Source organism: Hydrogenophaga sedimenti, from assembly GCF_051857515.1.
Taxonomy (GTDB): domain Bacteria; phylum Pseudomonadota; class Gammaproteobacteria; order Burkholderiales; family Burkholderiaceae_C; genus Hydrogenophaga.
The window spans coordinates 444,406-461,360 of sequence record NZ_JBPZHA010000002.1 but is presented as its reverse complement, the minus strand read 5'-3'; the positions used below and the strand labels follow the sequence as shown (position 1 = coordinate 461,360).

At 69.9% G+C, this 16,955-nt stretch carries 17 protein-coding genes; 5 read left to right on the top strand and 12 right to left on the bottom strand.

Annotated elements, in window-relative coordinates; translation table 11 throughout:
- Positions 1-32: 32 nt before the first annotated feature.
- On the bottom strand, positions 33-434 hold the full coding sequence (locus tag ACS5NL_RS04880; protein WP_439352514.1) for a GreA/GreB family elongation factor: 402 nt from the start codon (positions 432-434) through the stop codon (positions 33-35).
- Between the two features lie 323 nt (positions 435-757).
- On the opposite strand from ACS5NL_RS04880, the gene ACS5NL_RS04875 reads away from it, so the two are divergent.
- Positions 758-1,600 carry an alpha/beta hydrolase gene (locus ACS5NL_RS04875; protein ID WP_439352513.1) on the top strand — a complete coding sequence of 281 codons (843 nt, stop codon included), beginning with the start codon at positions 758-760 and terminating at the stop codon, positions 1,598-1,600.
- Between the two features lie 14 nt (positions 1,601-1,614).
- Here the strand turns inward: ACS5NL_RS04875 and ACS5NL_RS04870 are convergent, their stop codons facing one another.
- The 5 genes from ACS5NL_RS04870 to ACS5NL_RS04850 all read right to left on the bottom strand — a co-directional run bounded on the left by ACS5NL_RS04870 (position 1,615) and on the right by ACS5NL_RS04850 (position 7,662).
- Entirely contained in the window at positions 1,615-2,352 is a 738-nt protein-coding gene (locus tag ACS5NL_RS04870) for a FadR/GntR family transcriptional regulator (RefSeq protein WP_439352512.1), read from the bottom strand.
- A gap of 152 nt (positions 2,353-2,504) precedes the next feature.
- A complete protein-coding gene (locus ACS5NL_RS04865; protein ID WP_439352511.1) occupies positions 2,505-3,488 on the bottom strand; it encodes a Bug family tripartite tricarboxylate transporter substrate binding protein in 984 nt (327 codons plus the stop codon).
- A 45-nt stretch (positions 3,489-3,533) separates the two neighbouring features.
- Positions 3,534-5,273 (bottom strand): long-chain-fatty-acid--CoA ligase, encoded by a 1,740-nt coding sequence (locus ACS5NL_RS04860; RefSeq protein ID WP_439352510.1) that lies wholly within the window; start codon positions 5,271-5,273, stop codon positions 3,534-3,536.
- Positions 5,270-6,529 carry an acyl-CoA dehydrogenase family protein gene (locus ACS5NL_RS04855; RefSeq protein ID WP_439352509.1) on the bottom strand — a complete coding sequence of 420 codons (1,260 nt, stop codon included), beginning with the start codon at positions 6,527-6,529 and terminating at the stop codon, positions 5,270-5,272. Before ACS5NL_RS04855 ends, ACS5NL_RS04860 begins: the two co-directional genes overlap by 4 nt.
- 17 nt (positions 6,530-6,546) lie before the next feature.
- The gene (locus ACS5NL_RS04850; protein ID WP_439352508.1) at positions 6,547-7,662 is read right to left on the bottom strand and encodes a phosphotransferase family protein; all 1,116 of its coding nucleotides are present in this window, start codon (positions 7,660-7,662) and stop codon (positions 6,547-6,549) included.
- Positions 7,663-7,775: 113 nt separating this feature from the next.
- Here ACS5NL_RS04850 and ACS5NL_RS04845 point away from each other — a divergent pair, with 113 nt between their 5' ends.
- The 3 genes from ACS5NL_RS04845 to ACS5NL_RS04835 are packed head-to-tail and all read left to right on the top strand — an operon-like array spanning position 7,776 to position 10,676.
- Positions 7,776-9,032 carry a multidrug effflux MFS transporter gene (locus tag ACS5NL_RS04845; RefSeq protein ID WP_439352507.1) on the top strand — a complete coding sequence of 419 codons (1,257 nt, stop codon included), beginning with the start codon at positions 7,776-7,778 and terminating at the stop codon, positions 9,030-9,032.
- Positions 9,022-9,996, top strand: coding sequence for a tRNA (adenosine(37)-N6)-dimethylallyltransferase MiaA (miaA, locus tag ACS5NL_RS04840; protein ID WP_439352506.1), 975 nt, complete (start codon positions 9,022-9,024; stop codon positions 9,994-9,996). Before ACS5NL_RS04845 ends, miaA begins: the two co-directional genes overlap by 11 nt.
- Positions 9,993-10,676: an ABC transporter ATP-binding protein gene (locus tag ACS5NL_RS04835; RefSeq protein WP_439352505.1), complete on the top strand. Its 684-nt coding sequence runs from the start codon at positions 9,993-9,995 to the stop codon at positions 10,674-10,676. Before miaA ends, ACS5NL_RS04835 begins: the two co-directional genes overlap by 4 nt.
- A 36-nt stretch (positions 10,677-10,712) precedes the next feature.
- On the opposite strand, the gene ACS5NL_RS04830 is transcribed toward ACS5NL_RS04835, so the two are convergent.
- From ACS5NL_RS04830 to ACS5NL_RS04805, 6 genes are all read right to left on the bottom strand, one after another.
- Positions 10,713-10,991 carry a hypothetical protein gene (locus ACS5NL_RS04830; protein ID WP_439352504.1) on the bottom strand — a complete coding sequence of 93 codons (279 nt, stop codon included), beginning with the start codon at positions 10,989-10,991 and terminating at the stop codon, positions 10,713-10,715.
- 59 nt (positions 10,992-11,050) lie between these two features.
- Positions 11,051-12,211: an ROK family protein gene (locus tag ACS5NL_RS04825; RefSeq protein WP_439352556.1), complete on the bottom strand. Its 1,161-nt coding sequence runs from the start codon at positions 12,209-12,211 to the stop codon at positions 11,051-11,053.
- A 132-nt stretch (positions 12,212-12,343) separates the two neighbouring features.
- On the bottom strand, positions 12,344-12,796 hold the full coding sequence (locus ACS5NL_RS04820) for an RbsD/FucU family protein (protein WP_439352503.1): 453 nt from the start codon (positions 12,794-12,796) through the stop codon (positions 12,344-12,346).
- A 12-nt stretch (positions 12,797-12,808) separates the two neighbouring features.
- On the bottom strand, positions 12,809-13,600 hold the full coding sequence (locus tag ACS5NL_RS04815) for an ATP-binding cassette domain-containing protein (RefSeq protein WP_439352502.1): 792 nt from the start codon (positions 13,598-13,600) through the stop codon (positions 12,809-12,811).
- 2 nt (positions 13,601-13,602) lie between these two features.
- Positions 13,603-14,562, bottom strand: coding sequence for an ABC transporter permease (locus tag ACS5NL_RS04810; RefSeq protein WP_439352501.1), 960 nt, complete (start codon positions 14,560-14,562; stop codon positions 13,603-13,605).
- A 202-nt stretch (positions 14,563-14,764) separates the two neighbouring features.
- Positions 14,765-15,754 (bottom strand): sugar ABC transporter substrate-binding protein, encoded by a 990-nt coding sequence (locus tag ACS5NL_RS04805; RefSeq protein WP_439352500.1) that lies wholly within the window; start codon positions 15,752-15,754, stop codon positions 14,765-14,767.
- Positions 15,755-15,925: 171 nt separating this feature from the next.
- Between ACS5NL_RS04805 and ACS5NL_RS04800 the strand changes: the two genes are divergently transcribed.
- Positions 15,926-16,930: a PfkB family carbohydrate kinase gene (locus ACS5NL_RS04800; protein ID WP_439352499.1), complete on the top strand. Its 1,005-nt coding sequence runs from the start codon at positions 15,926-15,928 to the stop codon at positions 16,928-16,930.
- Positions 16,931-16,955 lie beyond the last annotated feature (25 nt).

The following is a 16,955-nucleotide window of genomic DNA, read 5'->3' as shown; positions in this document are numbered from 1 at the left end:
GCGGCTCCGCCCGGCAGCGCTGTCGCAAGGGCTCAGGTCGTGTAGTCGCCACTGGCCTCGGGCTGGAACAGGATCGCGAGCACCCGCGCCTGGCGCTGTTCGCCCTGCGGGGTGCGCCAGCGGGCCCGTGCGCCGACCCGCAGACCCAGCAGGCTCGCGCCCAGCGGCGAGAGCACCGAAATGAAGCCCTGGGCGGGTTCGGCGTCCTGCGGATAGCAGAGCGTGAGCCGGCGGGGCCGGTCCGCCCCGGCCTCCAGAAGATCGATCTGCGAATACATCGTGACGACGTCGGGCGGCACGACGGGCGAGGCCACCTGCTCGGCCAGTTCCAGCACATCCGGGAAACCTGCCGGCATGTGGCTGGTGCCGAGCTTGTGCAGACGGACGAAGTCGAGTTCGGTGACGATGCGGTCGACGCCGAGGGAAAAAGACATGGCAACTCCAGAAAGGAAACATCCCGGCCGGTGTGGCGGCGGGACGGATTGGCGCTCTGGGGAGGGGCCCGGCGATCGCGCGTGGCGCGAACAATGAACAGAGGATCGCCGGGCTCAGGAATCTGCGGCGGTGCGGCAGATTCCGGTGTGCGGCCGGCAGCGCCCGACCCCGCCCCGGCACAGGGCCATCGGTGCCGCGGGCAGAACAACAGGGGTGGGGGCCGGAGTGACCATGGGCGGCACTGTAGGAGATGCCCCTGACGGTGTCAAACCCCCGGTCCGCCGAAATGAACTTTCCCGACGTTGAGGCATCCTTCACCGGGATGAAACGCCTGCTCGCCCTCCTGTTGCTCGCCGCCGCCGTGCTGTCGGGCTGCGCTTCGCTCGATGAACGCCAGCGCGGCTGGATCTTCCAGCCGTCCGACCGGACCTGGTGGCGGGGCGAAGAAGCGGCACAGGGCATGCAGGACGTGTGGATCGATTTCGCTTCGCAGGAGACCGGGAACGCGGCGCGGCTGCATGGCCTGTGGGCCGCGGACGAGCACTTCGCGAAAAACCCGAAGGCACCCGTGCTGCTCTACCTGCACGGCGCGCGCTACAACGTGGTGGGCTCCGCGTTCCGTGCGCGGCAGATGCAGGCGCTGGGCTTCTCGGTGCTGGCGATCGACTACCGGGGTTTCGGCAAGAGCTCGCCCGCCCTGCCCTCCGAATCCCTGGCCTACGAAGACGCCCGCGCCGCCTGGGACTGGCTGGCGAAACAGTATCCCGACCGGCCGCGCTACATCTTCGGCCACTCGCTGGGCGGCGCGATCGCGATCGACCTGGCGGCCCGGGTGCCCGACGAGGCCGGCACCCTGGTCGAAGGCACCTTCACCTCGATCCCCGACGTGGTGGCCTCCTACAAATGGGGCTGGCTGCCACTGGGGCCGCTGATCACGCAGCGCTTCGACGCGATCGATCGCGTGGCGCAGATCGGCTCGCCGTTGCTCGTGGTGCACGGCAGCGAAGACGCCACCATCAAGCCCGAACTGGGCCGGCGGCTCTACGACGCGGCGACGGGGAAGAAGAGCTTCGTGCTGGTCGAAGGCGGTTCGCACCACAACACCAACACCATGGGCCAGCCGCAGTACCGCGTGGCGCTGGCCGAGTTGTTCGGGCTGCGCTGAGCCCTTCCCCGCGTTCAGGTCGCCAGCGGAATCGGCGCCTTGAGGTCCAGGCCCGCGAACTCGCAGCCGCGGCGGTAGTCGAGCATGTGCTTGCGGGTCCACTGCACGGCGCGCTCGGCATCGTGCGCGCGCAGCGCGTCCAGCACCTCGCGGTGCGCCTGCAGCAGGCGCTCGCCCGACTGCGGCAAGGCCGGCGCAATCGCCGCGTAGCCCGCGCGCATCAGCTGGCTCACCGGCGCCCGCGCCAGCTGCAGCGCGGGGTTGTGCGTGGCCTCGGCCACCAGGGTCTGAAACTCGATCGTGCCGTTGACCAGCGAGCCGTTGGCCGCCGGGCCGCCGGCCACGATCGCGGCGGTGTGCTCGACGTTGGCCTGCAACGCCGACAGCTCTTCTTCGGTAATGCGCTCGGCCGCCAGCTGGGCGCACAGCGGCTCCAGCGAACTGGCGACTTCCCAGACATCGCCGAAGGTCACCTGGCGCATCCGCAGCGCGCGCTCGGCGGCGTTGGCCAGGTTGCTGTGGCTCGGGATCGTCACCAGCAGCTTCTTGCCTTCGCGGCGCAGCAGGCCGTCCTGCTCCAGCTGGCGCAGCCCCTCGCGGATGGTCGAGCGGTGCACGCCATACCGCGCCGCCAGATCGCCCTCGGTCGGGATCGCCTCACCCGGCAACACCTCGCCGCGCACGATGCGCTGCCGCAGGTCGTCGGAGACGACGCGGTAGGCAGGCAGCAGCTGGAGTTTTTCGATGTCCATGGTGGGTCCGTCAGAAGCGCTATGAGTATGCCTGCGACCTGTCCGGCGCGAACGGTCTGGACCAAGGATGCGGTGGAACCGGCTGCGCCGGGCCACTCGCATCGCCCCCTTGAGGGGGTGACGCGCCGCAAGGCGCGGCGCGGGGGTGGGCCTCAATCCGCCGTGAAACCCGATGCCTTGATCACCGGCTCCCAGCGCTTGGCGGCATTGGCGCCACGCTGCGCCAGCTCCTCCGGCGACTGGCCCACGGTGTGGAAGCCCATCGCCACCAGGCGCTCCTTCACTTCCGGCATCGCCAGCACCTTGGCCACGGCCTTGTTCCAGGTCGTGACCACGCTGGCGGGCGTGCCGGCCGGTGCGTAGAGCGCGTTGAAGCCCATGCCGGTGATGCCGGGGTAGCCCTGCTCGGCGAAGGTCGGCACGTCGGGCAGCTGCGGGTCGCGTTTCTCGGACGACACCGCCAGCACCTTGAGCTTGCCGGCCTTGTGGCCTTCGACCAGGCTGGAGAGCACGTCGATGCTGGAGCTGATGTGGCCGCCCATCAGGGCAGTCGCCATCGGCGCGCTGCCCTGGAACGGCACGTCGGGCATCTTCACGCCGATCGCATCGCCCAGCACCATGCCGAAGAAGTGGTGCGGCGCGCCGCGGGCCGGAATGCCGTAGTTGGCCTTCTCGGGATTCTTCCTGGCCCAGACCACGTACTCGGCCAGGGTGTTGACCTTGGGGTCGGCGCCGCCGGCCATCGCGAACGCGAACTCGCTCACGGTCGCCACCGGCACCAGGTCCTTGACCGGGTCGTAGCTCAGTTTCTTGAAGGTGAACGGGTAGAGGGCGCGCAGCGCGTCCGGGCCGAGCATCACGACGCTGCCGTCGGTGGGCGCGGCCTTGAGCACGTCGACCGCGATGCGGCCACCGGCGCCGGGCTTGTTGTCGACCAGCACCGGGCGGTTCAGCTCGGTCTTGAGTTTCTCGGCCAGCACCCGGGCGATGGTGTCGAACGAACCACCGGCCGGGAAGCCGACCAGGATCTTCGCGGGCGCGTCTTCGGCCAGCGCGGCCAGCGGCAGCACGAGGGCGGTCAGGCCGGCGAGCAGGGTTCTGGCGAGGTGGCGGCGGGGTGCTTGAGGCTGGGTCATGGATGTCTCCTTCTGTTGAACTGACGGGGGAAATCGTTGGCGGGTTCAGCGGCCTGCGGGGCGCCGCTGGTCTTCTTCGTTCTGCAGCACGCGCCAGAGCACCTTGCCCGACGCACTGCGCGGCAGGGCCTCGGCCAGCTCGACGCACCGCGGCACCTTGTAGGCCGCCATGTGCTCGCGCGCCCAGGCGATCACGTCTTCGGGGCGCAGGTCGGCGCGGTGCGATTCGCGCGGCACGATCACGGCCTTGACGCTCTCGCCGCGGTAGGGGTCGCGCACGGCGATCACGCAGGCCTCCTGCACCGCCGGGTGCTGGTGCAGGTGCGCCTCCACCTCGGCCGGCCAGACCTTGAAGCCGCTGGCGTTGATCATGCGTTTGAGGCGGTCGGCCATGAAGAAATAGCCGTCGGCGTCGACGCGGCCCAGGTCGCCGGTGCGGAACCAGCGCTGGCCGTCGATCTCGACGAAGGCGGCCTCGGTGGCCCGGGGCTGCCGCCAGTAGCCCTGGAACACCTGCGGGCCGCGCACCACGATCTCGCCGACCTCGCCCTCGGGCAGGTCCTGCAGCGTGTCGGGGTCGACCACACGGGCCTGCGTGCCGATGTAGGGAATGCCCAGACAGTGGCGGCGCGCGGCCTGGCGCGGGTTGCAGTGCGTGGGGGCCGCGGTCTCGGTCAGGCCGTAGCCCTCGACATAGGTCAGGCCCAGGCGCTCCTGCAATTGCGTGGCGACGGCTTCGGGCATCGCGGCGCCGCCGCCGCCGATGTAGCGCAGGCTGGAGAGGTCGATGGCGTCGATGCCGGGCTGGGCCAGCAGGTCGATCACCATGGTCGGGATGTTGGGCCAGTGCGTGACGCGCTGCTGCGCGATGGCGCGCGCCGCCTGCAGCCGCTCCCAGCGCGGCAGCAGCACGACGCGGCAGCCGTGGTGCACGCCCGCCAGCAGGCCCATCACCAGACCGGTGATGTGGAACATCGGCACCACCACCAGCACCACGTCGCCCGCGCGCATGTCCAGCCAGGGGCCGGCGGCGAGCACGTTGTGCATCAGCGTCGCGTGCGTGTGCATGCAGCCCTTGGCGGCACCGGTGGTGCCGCTGGTGTAGGGCAGCAGCGCGAGGTCGCCGCCGCTCACCGCGACCGGGGCGGGCTCGCCGCCTTGCGCGATCACGTCGCTCCAGCGGTGCAGTTGCGCACCCGACGACGCGGCCAGCGGCGCCAGATCGGGCGCGGGCGCCAGCAGCCAGTCGCGCCAGGCCGGCGGCCACCCGGCGGCGACCGGCTCCACCGCGGCCGGCAACTGGTCGGCCCAGTCGACCGACATCAGGTGCTGCAACGGCTTGGGTTCGGGCAGGCGCCGCGCGGCTTCGAGCAGTTCGCCCGCGATGTCGGACGCCGCCACCGCCACCCGCGCGCCGGCGTCGGCGAGGTAATGGCCCAGCTCGTCGGCGCGGTTCATCGGGTTGACCGGCACCACCACCGCGCCCGCGCGCAGCACGGCGTGAAAGCCGATCACGTAGGCGGGGCAGTTCTGCATGAACAGCAGCACCCGGTCGCCCTTGGCCACGCCCATGTCCTGCAGCGCCGCGGCCAGGCGGCAGGCCGCAGCGTGCAACTCGCGCCAGGGGTAGCGGCGGCCCACGAAGTCCAGCGCGGGCGCGTCGGGCTCCTGCAACGCGCGGCGCTCGAACGCGGCCCAGAGCGATGCGTCGGGCACGTCCAGCGCGGCGGGCACGCCCTCGGGCCAGTGCGGGCGGTGGGCGGCTGACGATGGTGTGGCCGTCATGCCTTCACCTCTGGCGGGCGCGACGGCTGGTGCAGCCCCAGCCGCTTGAGTTCGAGCTTGGCCAGCGCCTGGCGGTGCACCTCGTCCGGCCCGTCGGCCAGGCGCAGCGTGCGCTGGTCGGCGTAGGAAAAGGCGAGCACGAAGTCCTGGCTCACACCGGCCGCGCCGTGCGCCTGGATCGCCATGTCCAGCACCTCGCAGGCCATCGTCGGCGCCACCACCTTGATCATCGCGATCTCGGCCTGTGCGGCCTTGTTGCCGACCGTGTCCATCATGTACGCGGCCTTCATCGTCAGCAGCCGCGCCTGTTCGATCTGGCAGCGCGCGTTGGCGATGCGTTCGTGCCAGATGCCCTGGTCGACCAAGCGCTTGCCGAACGCGGTGCGCGAGGCCAGCCGCTGGCAGGCCATTTCCAGCGCCCGCTCGGCCGCACCGATGGAGCGCATGCAGTGGTGGATGCGGCCCGGGCCCAGGCGCCCCTGCGCGATCTCGAAGCCACGGCCCTCGCCCAGCAGGATGTGGTCGGCCGGCACGCGCACGTTCTCCAGCAGCACCTCCATGTGGCCGTGCGGCGCGTGGTCGAAGCCGAACACCGGCACCGGGCGCAACACCTTCACGCCGGGCGTGTCGGCGGGCACGACGACCATGGACTGCTGGGCGTGGCGCGGCGCGCCGGGGTTGGTCTTGCCCATGACGATGAACACCTTGCAGTGCCGGCTGCCGGCGCCGGTGGACCACCACTTGCGGCCGTTGATGACGTATTCATCGCCGTCGCGCCGGATCTCGCATTCGATGTTGGTCGCGTCCGACGAGGCCACGGCCGGCTCCGTCATCAGGAAGGCCGAGCGGATCTCGCCGCGCAGCAGCGGCGCCAGCCAGCGGTCTTTGAGCGCCTCGCTGGCGTAGCGATCCAGCGTTTCCATGTTGCCGGTGTCGGGCGCGCTGCAGTTGAAGACCTCGCTGGCCCAGTGCACGCGGCCCATCACCTCGCACAGCGGCGCGTAGTCGAAGTTCGACAGGCCTTCGGGCGCGCGCGGCGAGTGCGGCAGGAACAGGTTCCACAGCCCGGCCTCGCGCGCCAGCCCCTTGAGGCGTGCCACGGTCGGGCAAGTCGTCCAGCCCTCGGGCGAATCCCAGCGCTGCGCAGCAGCCTCCTCGGCCACCTGGCGCTCGTTGGGGGTGATGTGCCCGTCCATGAACGCCTGCAGGCGCTCGCGCAGGCCGCGGGTGGTGTCCGATTCGGCGAAGAAGGCCATGAGAAAGCTCCTTGGATTCAGTGCGCCGCGGCCGGCGCGTCGGCGAGCGCCGGGACGGCGCCGCTGGCGATGGCCCAGCCCAGTTCGGCCACCGGCCGCGCCATGCGCGCGATGGCTTCTGCGTCGGGGTGGGCGGCGGTGCCCTGGCGGGCACGCGCCTCGATGCCCAGCAGGATGGCCGCCAGGCGGAACAGGTTGCAGGCCAGGTAGAACGGCCAACCTTCGAGCACGGCGTCCACCGGCCAGCCGGTGAGCGCGCAGTAGCGCTCGATGGTTTCGCGCTCGCCCGGAATGCCCAGCGCCGCCAGCGGCTGGTCGGCCATGCCGCGCAGCACGCCCGAGGGCAGGTGCCAGGCCATGCAGTGGTAGGCCAGGTCGGACAGCGGGTGGCCCAGCGTGGCGAGCTCCCAGTCCAGCACCGCGACCACCTTCGGCCGGGTCGGGTGGAACATCAGGTTTTCGAGCCGGAAGTCGCCGTGCGTGAGGCAGGTCGGGGCCTCGCCATCGGCGCCGGCCGGGATGTGCTGCGGCAGCCATTCGGCCAGCCGCTCCATCGCGGGCACCGGGGCCTCGACGCTGGCGCGGTACTGCCTTGTCCAGCGGCTCACCAGGCGGCTGAAGAAGGCCGCTTCGCGCCCGAAGCCCTGCAGGCCGGCGGTGCGCCAGTCGACCCGGTGCAGCGCCGCCAGCACCTGCAGCGCATCCGCGTGGCAGGCCGCGCGGTCGCCCACCGCCAGCTGCGGCAGGTGCGCCTCGCGCAGCACGCGCCCCTCGACCCAGTCCATCACATAGAAGGCCACGCCGATCACCAACTCGTCCTCGCACAAGGCGACGACCCGCGGCACCGGCACCGTGCTGCCGCGCAGGGCCTGCAGCACCCGGAACTCGCGCTCGATCGCGTGGGCCGAAGGCAGCAGGCTGGCGGCCGGGCCGGGCTTGGCGCGCAGCACCCAGGAGCGCTCGCCAGCGGACAGCCGCCAGGACGGGTTGGACTGCCCACCGTTCATGCGCTCGGCCTGCAGGGCCTCGGGCAACGGGCCCAGGTGCGGCGCCAGCCAGTCGGCCAGCGCGGGCAGGTTCAGTCCGGCAACGGATGCGGCGGTGGCGGTGGCGGAGAGGGTCTCGGAGGTCATTGAAATTAATTGTCGGACAATCGCATGATCCGCTCATCCAAACAAACCCTAGCCAGACCGGTCCCCCAGGCGACAGACCCGGGCGAAACAGGCCTTCTGCTACCCTCGACCGGATGTCCAAGTCCCCGTCCGCCATGTCGCCGGCACTGATCGTGCTGGCGCTGTCCCTGCTGCTGGGACTGCAGCCCGTCACCACCGATCTCTACCTGCCCGCCCTGCCCTCGATCACCCGGGGATTCGGCGCCGGCATGCCGCAGGCGCAACTCACGCTGACCGGGCTGCTGCTGGCCTTTGGCCTCTCGCAACTGGTCTGGGGCCCGCTGTCGGACCGCTTCGGGCGCCGCCCGGTGCTGCTGGGCGGCACGGCGCTGTACGTCGTGGCCGCGGCCGGCAGTTGCTTTTCCGCCTCGATGGAGCAGCTGATCGTCTGGCGCATCCTGCAAGGCATCGCGATGGGCGCGGGCGTGATGTGTGCGCGCGCCGTGGTGCGCGACCTGTATGCGCCGGTCGACGGTGCGCGGGTCATGTCCAAGGGACTGACCGGGCTGGGCGTGATCGCCTGCGCGAGTGCGCCGGTGGGCGGGCTGCTGGCCGAGCTGTTCGGCTGGCGGGTCGCGCTGGGCGCGGTCGCGGTGTTTGGCGCCGGCACGCTGGCGCTGCTGGCCTGGCGCTTCGAGGAGACGCTGGCGCAGAAGAACCCGCGCGCGCTGGAGCCGCTGACGCTGCTGCGCACCTGGAGCGTGATCCTGCGCCACCCGACCTTCTGGGCCTTCACCCTGCTCTCGGCCACGTCCTACGGCGGCCTGTTCACCTTTCTCGCCGCCTCGTCCTTCGTCTTCATCGGCGTGCTCGGCCTGGGCAAGACGGCCTACGGCCTGCTGATGCTGCTCATGTCGCTGTCCTACATCGTCGGCACCTTTCTCTGCCGCCGCCTGCTGCCGCGCCTGGGCGTGCGGCGCACGGTGGCCATCGCCGGCGCCTGCACCCTGGTCGCGGGCAGCACCATGGGCGTGCTCGCCCTGGCCGGCATCCAGCACCCGGCCGCCATCCTCGGCCCCTTCATCCTGTTCATGCTCGGCCACGGCGTGCACCAGCCCTGCGGCCAGAGCGGCGCGGTCGGCCCATTCCCGCAGGCGGCCGGTGCGGCCTCGGCCATGAGCGGCTTCCTGATGATGGTCACCGCCTTCTTCATGGGCGGCTGGCTGGGCAGGAGCCTGGCGGAAAACCCCGGCAGCGTGCGGCCGCTGACCGACGGCCTCTGGTTCTGGAGCGTGCTGATCGCGCTGACCGCCTGGACCCTCGTGCAACGCCACGGCGAAACGAAGACACCACCCGTGCGCGTCACGACCGGAGCCGCCGATGCCCGCTGAGCCGGTGCGCTGCATCGCCATCGCTGGCCCCACGGCCAGCGGCAAGAGCGCAGCGGCCCTGGCCATCGCGCAGCGCTGGCCGGTCGAGATCATCAGCGTCGACTCGGCCCTGGTCTACCGCGGCATGGACATCGGCACCGCCAAGCCGACGCCGGCCGAACTCGCTGCGGCCCCGCACCACCTGATCGACATCACCGACCCGCTCCAGGCCTACAGCGCGGCCGAGTTCGTGCGCGATGCGCAGCGCCTGACCGGCGAGATCGCCGCGCGTGGCCGCACGCCACTGCTGGTCGGCGGCACCATGCTGTACTTCAAGGCGCTGATGCAGGGTCTGGACGACATGCCGCGCGCCGACGCCGCCGTGCGCGAGCGCATCGAGGCCCGCGCGAAAGCACTGGGCTGGCCCGCGATGCACGCCGAACTGGCGAAGGTCGATCCCGGCACCGCCGCCCGGCTGGCGCCCGCCGACAGCCAGCGCATCCAGCGCGCGCTGGAAGTGTTCGAAGTCTCGGGCCGACCCATCTCGGCCTTCCAGACCGGCAACCAGCGCGAGACGAGCAACCCGATCGCCGACGGAGCCTTTTTCAGCCTCGAACCGGACGACCGCGCCTGGCTGCACGAGCGCATCGCACAGCGTTTTGACGCCATGCTGGCGCAGGGCTTTGTCGACGAGGTGCGCCGACTGCGCGCCCGCGGCGACCTGCACCCCGACCTGCCCTCGATGCGCTGCGTCGGCTACCGCCAGGCCTGGGAGGCGCTGGACGCGGCAGGCGATGCGCCGCTGACGCCCGCGCAACGGGCCGAGCTGCGCGACCGCGGCATCTTCGCCACCCGCCAGCTCGCCAAGCGCCAGATCACCTGGCTGCGTTCGATGCCGCAGCGGTGTGTGATCCCCTGTGATGCGCCGGATGCACTGACGCAGTTGCTGGCCGCCGTCGCGCCCCTGATGGAAGGTCGGTCATGAGTCTGGTGATCCAGGGTCTGGGCAAACGCTACGGCGACACGCCAGTCTTCTCGAACGTCTCGCTCACGGTCGCGCCCGGCGAGTTCGTCGCCATCGTCGGCGAGTCGGGCGTGGGCAAGTCCAGCCTGCTCAACTGCATGGCGGTGCTCGACGACTGGCAGGACGGTTCGGTCACGCTGGACGGTACCGACCTCGGCCGGCTGGGCGAGACACAGCGCGCGCACTGGCGGCGCGAGCACCTCGGTTTCGTGTTCCAGGCCTTCCACGTTCTTCCACACCTGGACGTGGCGCAGAACGTCGGCCTGCCGCTGCTGCTGCTCCAGCGCCCCGACCCGGCGCGGGTGGCGCAGATGCTCGACGCGGTCGGGTTGCAGGGCCTGGGTGAACGGCTGCCCGCGCAGCTCTCGGGCGGTCAACTGCAACGCGTCGCGATCGCGCGGGCGCTGGTGCACCGGCCGCGCCTGATTCTGGCCGACGAACCCACCGGCAACCTGGACCCGCGCACCGCCGCGCAGGTCATGGATGTGTTGGTCGCGCAGGCGCGCGAACAGGGCAGTTCGATGGTGCTGGTCACCCACTCGGAACAGGCGGCAGCGCGTGCCGGCCGCGTGCTGCACCTGACCGCCCAGGGCCTGAACGAGACCAGTTCGCCCACCGCAGGCCTGCCGTTCCCGCGATGAGCCATGGCGCCGGACGAGGCGCCATGAAGCCCGACCTCACTTCGCTGCGCCCTGATCCAACACGAACACCATGCCCAGCGCGCCGACAGACAAAGTCCGGTCATTGACCACCGTGTACGACGCGACGCCGAGCGAGTGGTAACTGGATACAAAGGCCACCAGATCGCCCAGGTGAAGAATCTCGGCAAGCTGGCTGCGCTGGGCGATGCGCTCTTTGATGCTGGCCCGATGGCGCTCGGGTGACGGGTTCAGGACGACCGCGAGTGCGACGGTCAGCGCTCCCGCAATGAACCAGAGGAGTCGTGAATTGCGCATGTCTCGGTACCTCAGAAGCAGCGGTTGGGGAACGTCGCGCTGGCGCCAGCAGCCATGGCTCAGGTCTTGAGAAACAGATCCCGGTCGGGCGCGAAGGTTGCGTGCAACGGCAGCAGCGCACCGCCCAGGGCGCGGGCGTCCGAGCCGATGGTGCCGAGTTCGAGACGCGGCATGCCCTGCAGGCCTTCCTGGTTGTAGGCCTTGAGCGCGTCGCCGGTGCGCGCCCAGAGTTCGCGCAGCAGGTCGGGCGCCACCACGCCGTCGATCACCACCGCCTCGACATCGAGAAAGGCGGTGCCGGCCACGATGCAGTGCGCCAGCGACAGCGCCGCCCGGTCCACCCACTCGCGGGTGTAGGGCAGCCAGGGTTCGAACAGCGCGCGCGCGTCGTAGGCCGCCATCGGGTCCAGCGCGTGTTCGCGAAAACGCTGCTCCAGGTCCCACAGCGAGGCATGGCTGATCAGTTGCGGCGGCAGTTCGCGCTGGTAGCGCGAGTGCGCCACCTGCAGCGGCAGCGAGGCCACGGCGCCCGCGTTGCCGTTGGCGCCGCGGTGCAGGTGCGAGTCGATCACCAGGCCGCCACCGACGAAGGTGTCCATGAAGAGGTAGAGAAAGCTGTGCAGGTCGCGGCCACGCCCCTGCAGCAGTTCGGCCACACAGGCGGCCGAGGTGTCCTTGGCAAAGCTCACCGGCAGGTCGGTCATGCCCTGCACCTCGGCCGCGAGGTCGAGATGGCTCCAGGCGTCGGCCTGTGCTTCGGTCAGGCCCAGCATGCGGTGCCAGCCGCCGAGCTGGAACGGCGCGGCCACGCCGACACCGACGACCCGGCCGCGCATCGGGCCCAGGCCGTCGAGCAGCCGGTTGAGGTTCTTCTCGATCGCCGGCAACAGCACCGGTGCATCGGGGAAGGGGTAGTTCAGCGACAGGCGCTGGCGCACGCGGCCGAGGAAGTCGACCAGCAGCCAGTCGGCGCTGCGGCGACCGATCTTGATGCCGACCGCAAACGCGCCGTCGGGGTTGAGGCCCAGCGGCACCGAGGGCTGCCCCACCTTGCCACGCACCGGCGCTTCGCGCACCAGCAGCTGGTCCTCGTCCAGCCGCGCCGTGATCAGGCCGATGGTCTGTGCGGTCAGGCCGGTCAGGCGCGCCAGCTCGGCCTTGGGCGCGCTGCCGTGCACACGCAACGCCTGCAGCACCACGCGGTCGTTGAACTGCCGCATGCCGATCTGGTTCGACCCGCGCTGGCGCAGGCGCGGCGCGTCCGGTGCCTCGGCACCCGCCTCAGGCGCATGCGGTTCGGCGGATTCCGGGGCAGATTTGTCGTCGATCACGGGCGCGGAGTGTGACATGGTTCAAGGGCGCAGCGCCTGACCAAGCACGCCTTTGCGCAGGATGAAATTGCCCCAGGGCTCCAGCTCGCCGGTGACGACGATGGCATAGGCCTTCTTCACCCGCTCGTAGAACGCGTAGCGCTCGACCGCCTCGGCCTGCCCCTCGCGCATGCCGTGCCGCGCCAGCACCGCCAGCGTCTCGCGCTGCAGGGCCGAGCGGTAGCCGGCGTCGGTGCCGCCGACCTGCATGTACGCGACCGGATGGGCCACGTCCTCGGCCAGCGGCAGCACGCTGGCGACCGCGTCGACGGTGCGCGCCATGCCCACACCGGGCAGGCGCAGCACCGGCTTGCCGGCGCCCAGGCTCATGGCCGTGAAGTTGGCGTCGGCGAGCACGACGGCGTCGTCGTGCCCCATCTCGGCCAGCAGCTTGAGCAGCTCCGGGCTGAGCAACGGATCAATGCCTTTGAGCATGGGGTTCCGTCCTCAGGCGAGACATTCCGGCGGCAGGGTCGACGGGTCGCGTGCGCCCGTCATCACCGCCACCGTGTCGCTCATGCTCATGGTCTTGGGATTGACCACGCAGGCCCGCTTGCCCAGGCGGGCAATGTGGATGCGGTCGGCGATCTCGAACACGTGCGGCATGTTGTGCGAGATCAGGATCACGGGCAGGCCCTTGTCGCGCACGCGGCGGATCAGTTCCAGCACCATGTTGCCTTCCTTCACGCCCAGCGCCGCCGTCGGCTCGTCCAGGATCACCACGTGCTGTGCGAAGGCGGCGGCGCGGGCCACGGCCACGCACTGGCGCTGGCCGCCCGAGAGCGTCTCGACCGCCTGCGTCATCGAGCGGATGCCCACCTTGAGGTCGGCCATGCGCTGCACCGCCGTCTCCAGCATCTTCTTCTTGTCCAGCATGCGCAGCGTGCTGCCCAGGAAGCCTTCGCGGCGCATCTCGCGGCCGAGAAACAGGTTCTCGGCAATCGTCATCGCCGGGGCCACCGCCAGGTCCTGGTAGCAGCACTCGATGCCGGCGCGGCGCGCGTCGATCGGGGTGTTGAAGTGGATCTTCTGGCCGTCCAGGTACATCTCGCCTTCGTCGGGCACCGTGGCACCCGAGAGGCATTTGATGAGGCTGGACTTGCCGGCGCCGTTGTCGCCGATCACCGCCAGGATTTCGCCGGCGCGCAGCTCGAAGTCGGCACCGTCGAGGGCGGTGACCTGACCGTAGCGCTTGACCAGGCCCTTGGCCTGCATCACGAGTTTGGATGAAGTGCTCATGATCAGCGAGCTCCCTTGCGAGACAGTTGGTCCACGGTCACGGCGATGATGACCAGGATGCCGGTGATCAGCACCTGGTACACCGACGAAACCCCCATGAGCGTCAGGCCGTTGCGCAGCACGCCCACCACGATCGCACCGACCAGCGAGCCGAGCACCACGCCGCGGCCACCGAACAGGCTGGTGCCGCCCAGCACCACGGCGGTGATGGCGTCCAGGTTCTCGGTCTGGCCCGCGTTGGGGTCGCCCACTTCGGTGCGCGCCACCAGCAGCATCGAGGCGATGCCGTAGAAGATGCCGGCCAGCACATAGACCCACAGCAGCACGCGCTCGGTCGGGATGCCGACCAGACGCGTCGCCTCGGGGCTGTTGCCGACGGCGTAGACATGGCGGCCCGAGGCGGTCTCGCGCAGCCAGAACCAGGCGCCCAGGTACAGGACCATCATCAGCACGGTGCCGTAGGCCACCGGCGTGCCGGCAATGTCGAAGGTGCCGCCCAGTGCCGTCATGAACGGCGGCAGGTTGGAGACCGTCTGCGCGCCGGAGTACAGCTGGGTGATGGCAAAGGCGATGTTCATCGTGCCCAGGGTGACGATGAAGGAAGGCAGCTTGATGCGGGTGACCAGCAGACCGTTGATCAGGCCGAAACCAGCCGTCACGCCGATGCCGCAGAGGATGGCCAGCGGCGCGGGCATGCCCAGTTCGACCGCGAACTTGGTCATCACGATGCTGCCCAGGGCCATGACCATGCCGCAGGACAGATCGATGCCGGCGGTCAGGATGACCAGGGTCTGGCCGATGGCGATCACGCCCACCACCATGACCTGCTGCAGGATCAGCGCGAAGTTCGCGCCGGTGAAGAAGTTGTCGGTCGTCATGCCGAAGATCGCGCAGGCGATCACCAGGGCAATGAACGGACCCAGCTGACTGATTGGCGGCAGTCTGTCCTTGAAAGAGCTCATGGCGAGATCTCCGGAAAAGAACGAAAAGGAAAAGAAAAAGGGCGCCCTTGCAGCGCCGGGACTCGTGGTTCCCGGTTCAGAGGGGCGCCCCTGGCGCCGATTCGGCGAAGAAAAGAAGAGCCGGCGCCGGGCCGCCCCAAGCCGGGTCAGCCTCCCCTGGGGGGGCAGCGACCCGCGAAGCGGCGGAGCGTGGGGGCTCAGGTTACTTCTTGTCGCCCCAGCACAGATCAGTACCGAGCTTGACGTCCTTGCTGTCCACACCGGCCACGGCCTTGTTGGCAATCAGGGTCACGCCGGTGTCGACGTAGCCCGAAGCCTTCTTGCCACCCTTGGCGTACTCGACACCAGCGGCCACGCCCATGGCGGCCATCTTCAGGGGGTACTGCTGCGAGGTGGCGGCGATCACGCCCTTGCCCACATCGGCCACACCGGCGCAGCCGCCGTCGACGGACACGATGATCACGTCCTTGTCCTTGCCAGCCTTCTTCAGCGCGTTGTAGGCACCGGCGGCAGCGGGTTCGTTGATGGTGTAGACCACGTTGATGGCCGGGTCCTTCTGCAGGCAGTTTTCCATCGCGGTCTGGCCCTTGGCCTGGTTGCCGTCGGTGTCGGCGGCGCAGACGGTTTCAGCGGTGGACGACAGTTCGTTGGACTTGGCGTCGTTGGCCTTCAGACCGAAGCCGTTCATGAAGCCGTTGTGGCGCTGGGCACCCACGGGGTGGCCGGGGAACAGGTCCAGCATGGCGATCTTGGCGGGCTTGCCACCCAGGGCGGCCTTGGCGTACTGGCCGATCAGGATGCCGGCCTTGTAGTTGTCGGTGGCGAACAGGGCGTCGGCGCCGTCAAACGGGCTGTCCAGGGCGATCACTTGCACGCCCTTGGCCTGGGCCTTCTTGACGGCCGGGATGATGGCGTCGCCGGAAGAGGTGATCAGGATGGTCTTGGCACCGGCGGTGACCATGTTCTCGATGGCGGTGATCTGGGCGGCGGTGTCGCCGTCCTTCTTGCCGGCGGCGCTCATCAGCTTGGCGCCCAGCTTCTTGGCTTCGGCCTGTGCGCCTTCCTTCATCTTGACGAAGAAGGGATTGGTTTCGGTCTTGGTGATCAGGCCGATGATGGGCTCGGCGGCGAAGGCAGAGCCGGCGGCCAGGGCGGTGGCGGACAGAACGAAGATGGAAGCGATTTTTTTCACGGATGTCTCCTGAGGAGGATGGAAGGGATCAGACGTTGTTGAACCAGTTTTCTCTGCGTCCGGGACTTCGGGTAATTCCGAGTCTGGCTGCGGAGTGGCTGAACTATAGTTGGAACAGGTTTAATAAATCAACTGGATTTAGTTATGGTTTTCCCTAGCCCCACCCCACCGATGCCCAACACCCCGATCACGGTCGCGACCGCCGGCGAAGCCCTGATGGACATGATCCAGGAGGCCGACGGCCGCCTGCGCCCCTGCGACGGCGGCGCCGTCTACAACCTCACCCGGGCGCTGGGTCTGCAGGGTGTGGGCACGCTCTATCTCAACCCCCTGTCGCAGGACCGCTTCGGCCGCGGCCTGGCCCAAGCCATCGCGCAGGCCCGCGTCACCCTGGCCAACCCCGAGCCGGCGCACGAACCCACGTCGCTCGCCGTGGTCAGCCTCGACGACGCCGGCAAGGCGAGCTACAGCTTCTACCGGGAAGGCGTGGCCGACCGCCGTGTCGACGCCGCCACCATGAGCGCGCAGTGCGCCGCACAGCCGGCACTGAAGATGGTCGTGACCGGATGCCTGGCCCTGGTGGCCGACGATTCGCACAAGTACCTGCCCTGGCTGCAGGCGCAGCGCGCCGCCGGCAAGCTGGTCGTTGTCGACGCCAACCTGCGCCCGGCCATCGTGCCGGACATGGCGGCCTACCAGGCCAGCGTGATGGCCGCACTGGGCGAGGCGGACATCGTCAAGGTCAGCGACGACGACCTGAGCATCCTGGGCTTCATGAATCCCGACCCGCTGATCGCCGCGCGCGCGCTGCTGGCGAAGACACCGGCCCGCTGGCTGGCGCTGACCCTTGGCGCCAAGGGTGCGGTCATCCTGGCGCGCGATGGCGGTGCCTGGCAGGCCAGCGAGTCGCAGCCGGTCAAGGTGGCCGACACCGTGGGCGCGGGCGACAGCTTCCTGGCCGGCATGCTGGTCGCGCTGCTGGACCGCCCGGCCATGCGCGCCGCGAAGACCGCGGCCGAACTGACACTGGACGCCAGCGACGTGGAAGACCTGCTGGCCAACGCGATTGCCTGCGCCAGCCTGTGCGTGATGGAGACCGGTTGCGTGCCGCCGACGCGGGACCAGGTCTTGCAACGCCTGGCCAACGGCCGGCCGGTTTTCCAGCCGCTGGCCTGAGCGATCCGCCGCGCTGCCCGCGGCG

Coding starts and splice junctions, on each gene's coding strand:
- ACS5NL_RS04880 (WP_439352514.1), bottom strand. CDS start 434: ATGTCTTTTTCCCTCGGCGTCGACCGCATCGTCACCGAACTCGACTTC.
- ACS5NL_RS04875 (WP_439352513.1), top strand. CDS start 758: ATGAAACGCCTGCTCGCCCTCCTGTTGCTCGCCGCCGCCGTGCTGTCG.
- ACS5NL_RS04870 (WP_439352512.1), bottom strand. CDS start 2,352: ATGGACATCGAAAAACTCCAGCTGCTGCCTGCCTACCGCGTCGTCTCC.
- ACS5NL_RS04865 (WP_439352511.1), bottom strand. CDS start 3,488: ATGACCCAGCCTCAAGCACCCCGCCGCCACCTCGCCAGAACCCTGCTC.
- ACS5NL_RS04860 (WP_439352510.1), bottom strand. CDS start 5,273: ATGACGGCCACACCATCGTCAGCCGCCCACCGCCCGCACTGGCCCGAG.
- ACS5NL_RS04855 (WP_439352509.1), bottom strand. CDS start 6,529: ATGGCCTTCTTCGCCGAATCGGACACCACCCGCGGCCTGCGCGAGCGC.
- ACS5NL_RS04850 (WP_439352508.1), bottom strand. CDS start 7,662: ATGACCTCCGAGACCCTCTCCGCCACCGCCACCGCCGCATCCGTTGCC.
- ACS5NL_RS04845 (WP_439352507.1), top strand. CDS start 7,776: ATGTCCAAGTCCCCGTCCGCCATGTCGCCGGCACTGATCGTGCTGGCG.
- miaA (WP_439352506.1), top strand. CDS start 9,022: ATGCCCGCTGAGCCGGTGCGCTGCATCGCCATCGCTGGCCCCACGGCC.
- ACS5NL_RS04835 (WP_439352505.1), top strand. CDS start 9,993: ATGAGTCTGGTGATCCAGGGTCTGGGCAAACGCTACGGCGACACGCCA.
- ACS5NL_RS04830 (WP_439352504.1), bottom strand. CDS start 10,991: ATGCGCAATTCACGACTCCTCTGGTTCATTGCGGGAGCGCTGACCGTC.
- ACS5NL_RS04825 (WP_439352556.1), bottom strand. CDS start 12,211: ATGCGGCAGTTCAACGACCGCGTGGTGCTGCAGGCGTTGCGTGTGCAC.
- ACS5NL_RS04820 (WP_439352503.1), bottom strand. CDS start 12,796: ATGCTCAAAGGCATTGATCCGTTGCTCAGCCCGGAGCTGCTCAAGCTG.
- ACS5NL_RS04815 (WP_439352502.1), bottom strand. CDS start 13,600: ATGAGCACTTCATCCAAACTCGTGATGCAGGCCAAGGGCCTGGTCAAG.
- ACS5NL_RS04810 (WP_439352501.1), bottom strand. CDS start 14,562: ATGAGCTCTTTCAAGGACAGACTGCCGCCAATCAGTCAGCTGGGTCCG.
- ACS5NL_RS04800 (WP_439352499.1), top strand. CDS start 15,926: ATGCCCAACACCCCGATCACGGTCGCGACCGCCGGCGAAGCCCTGATG.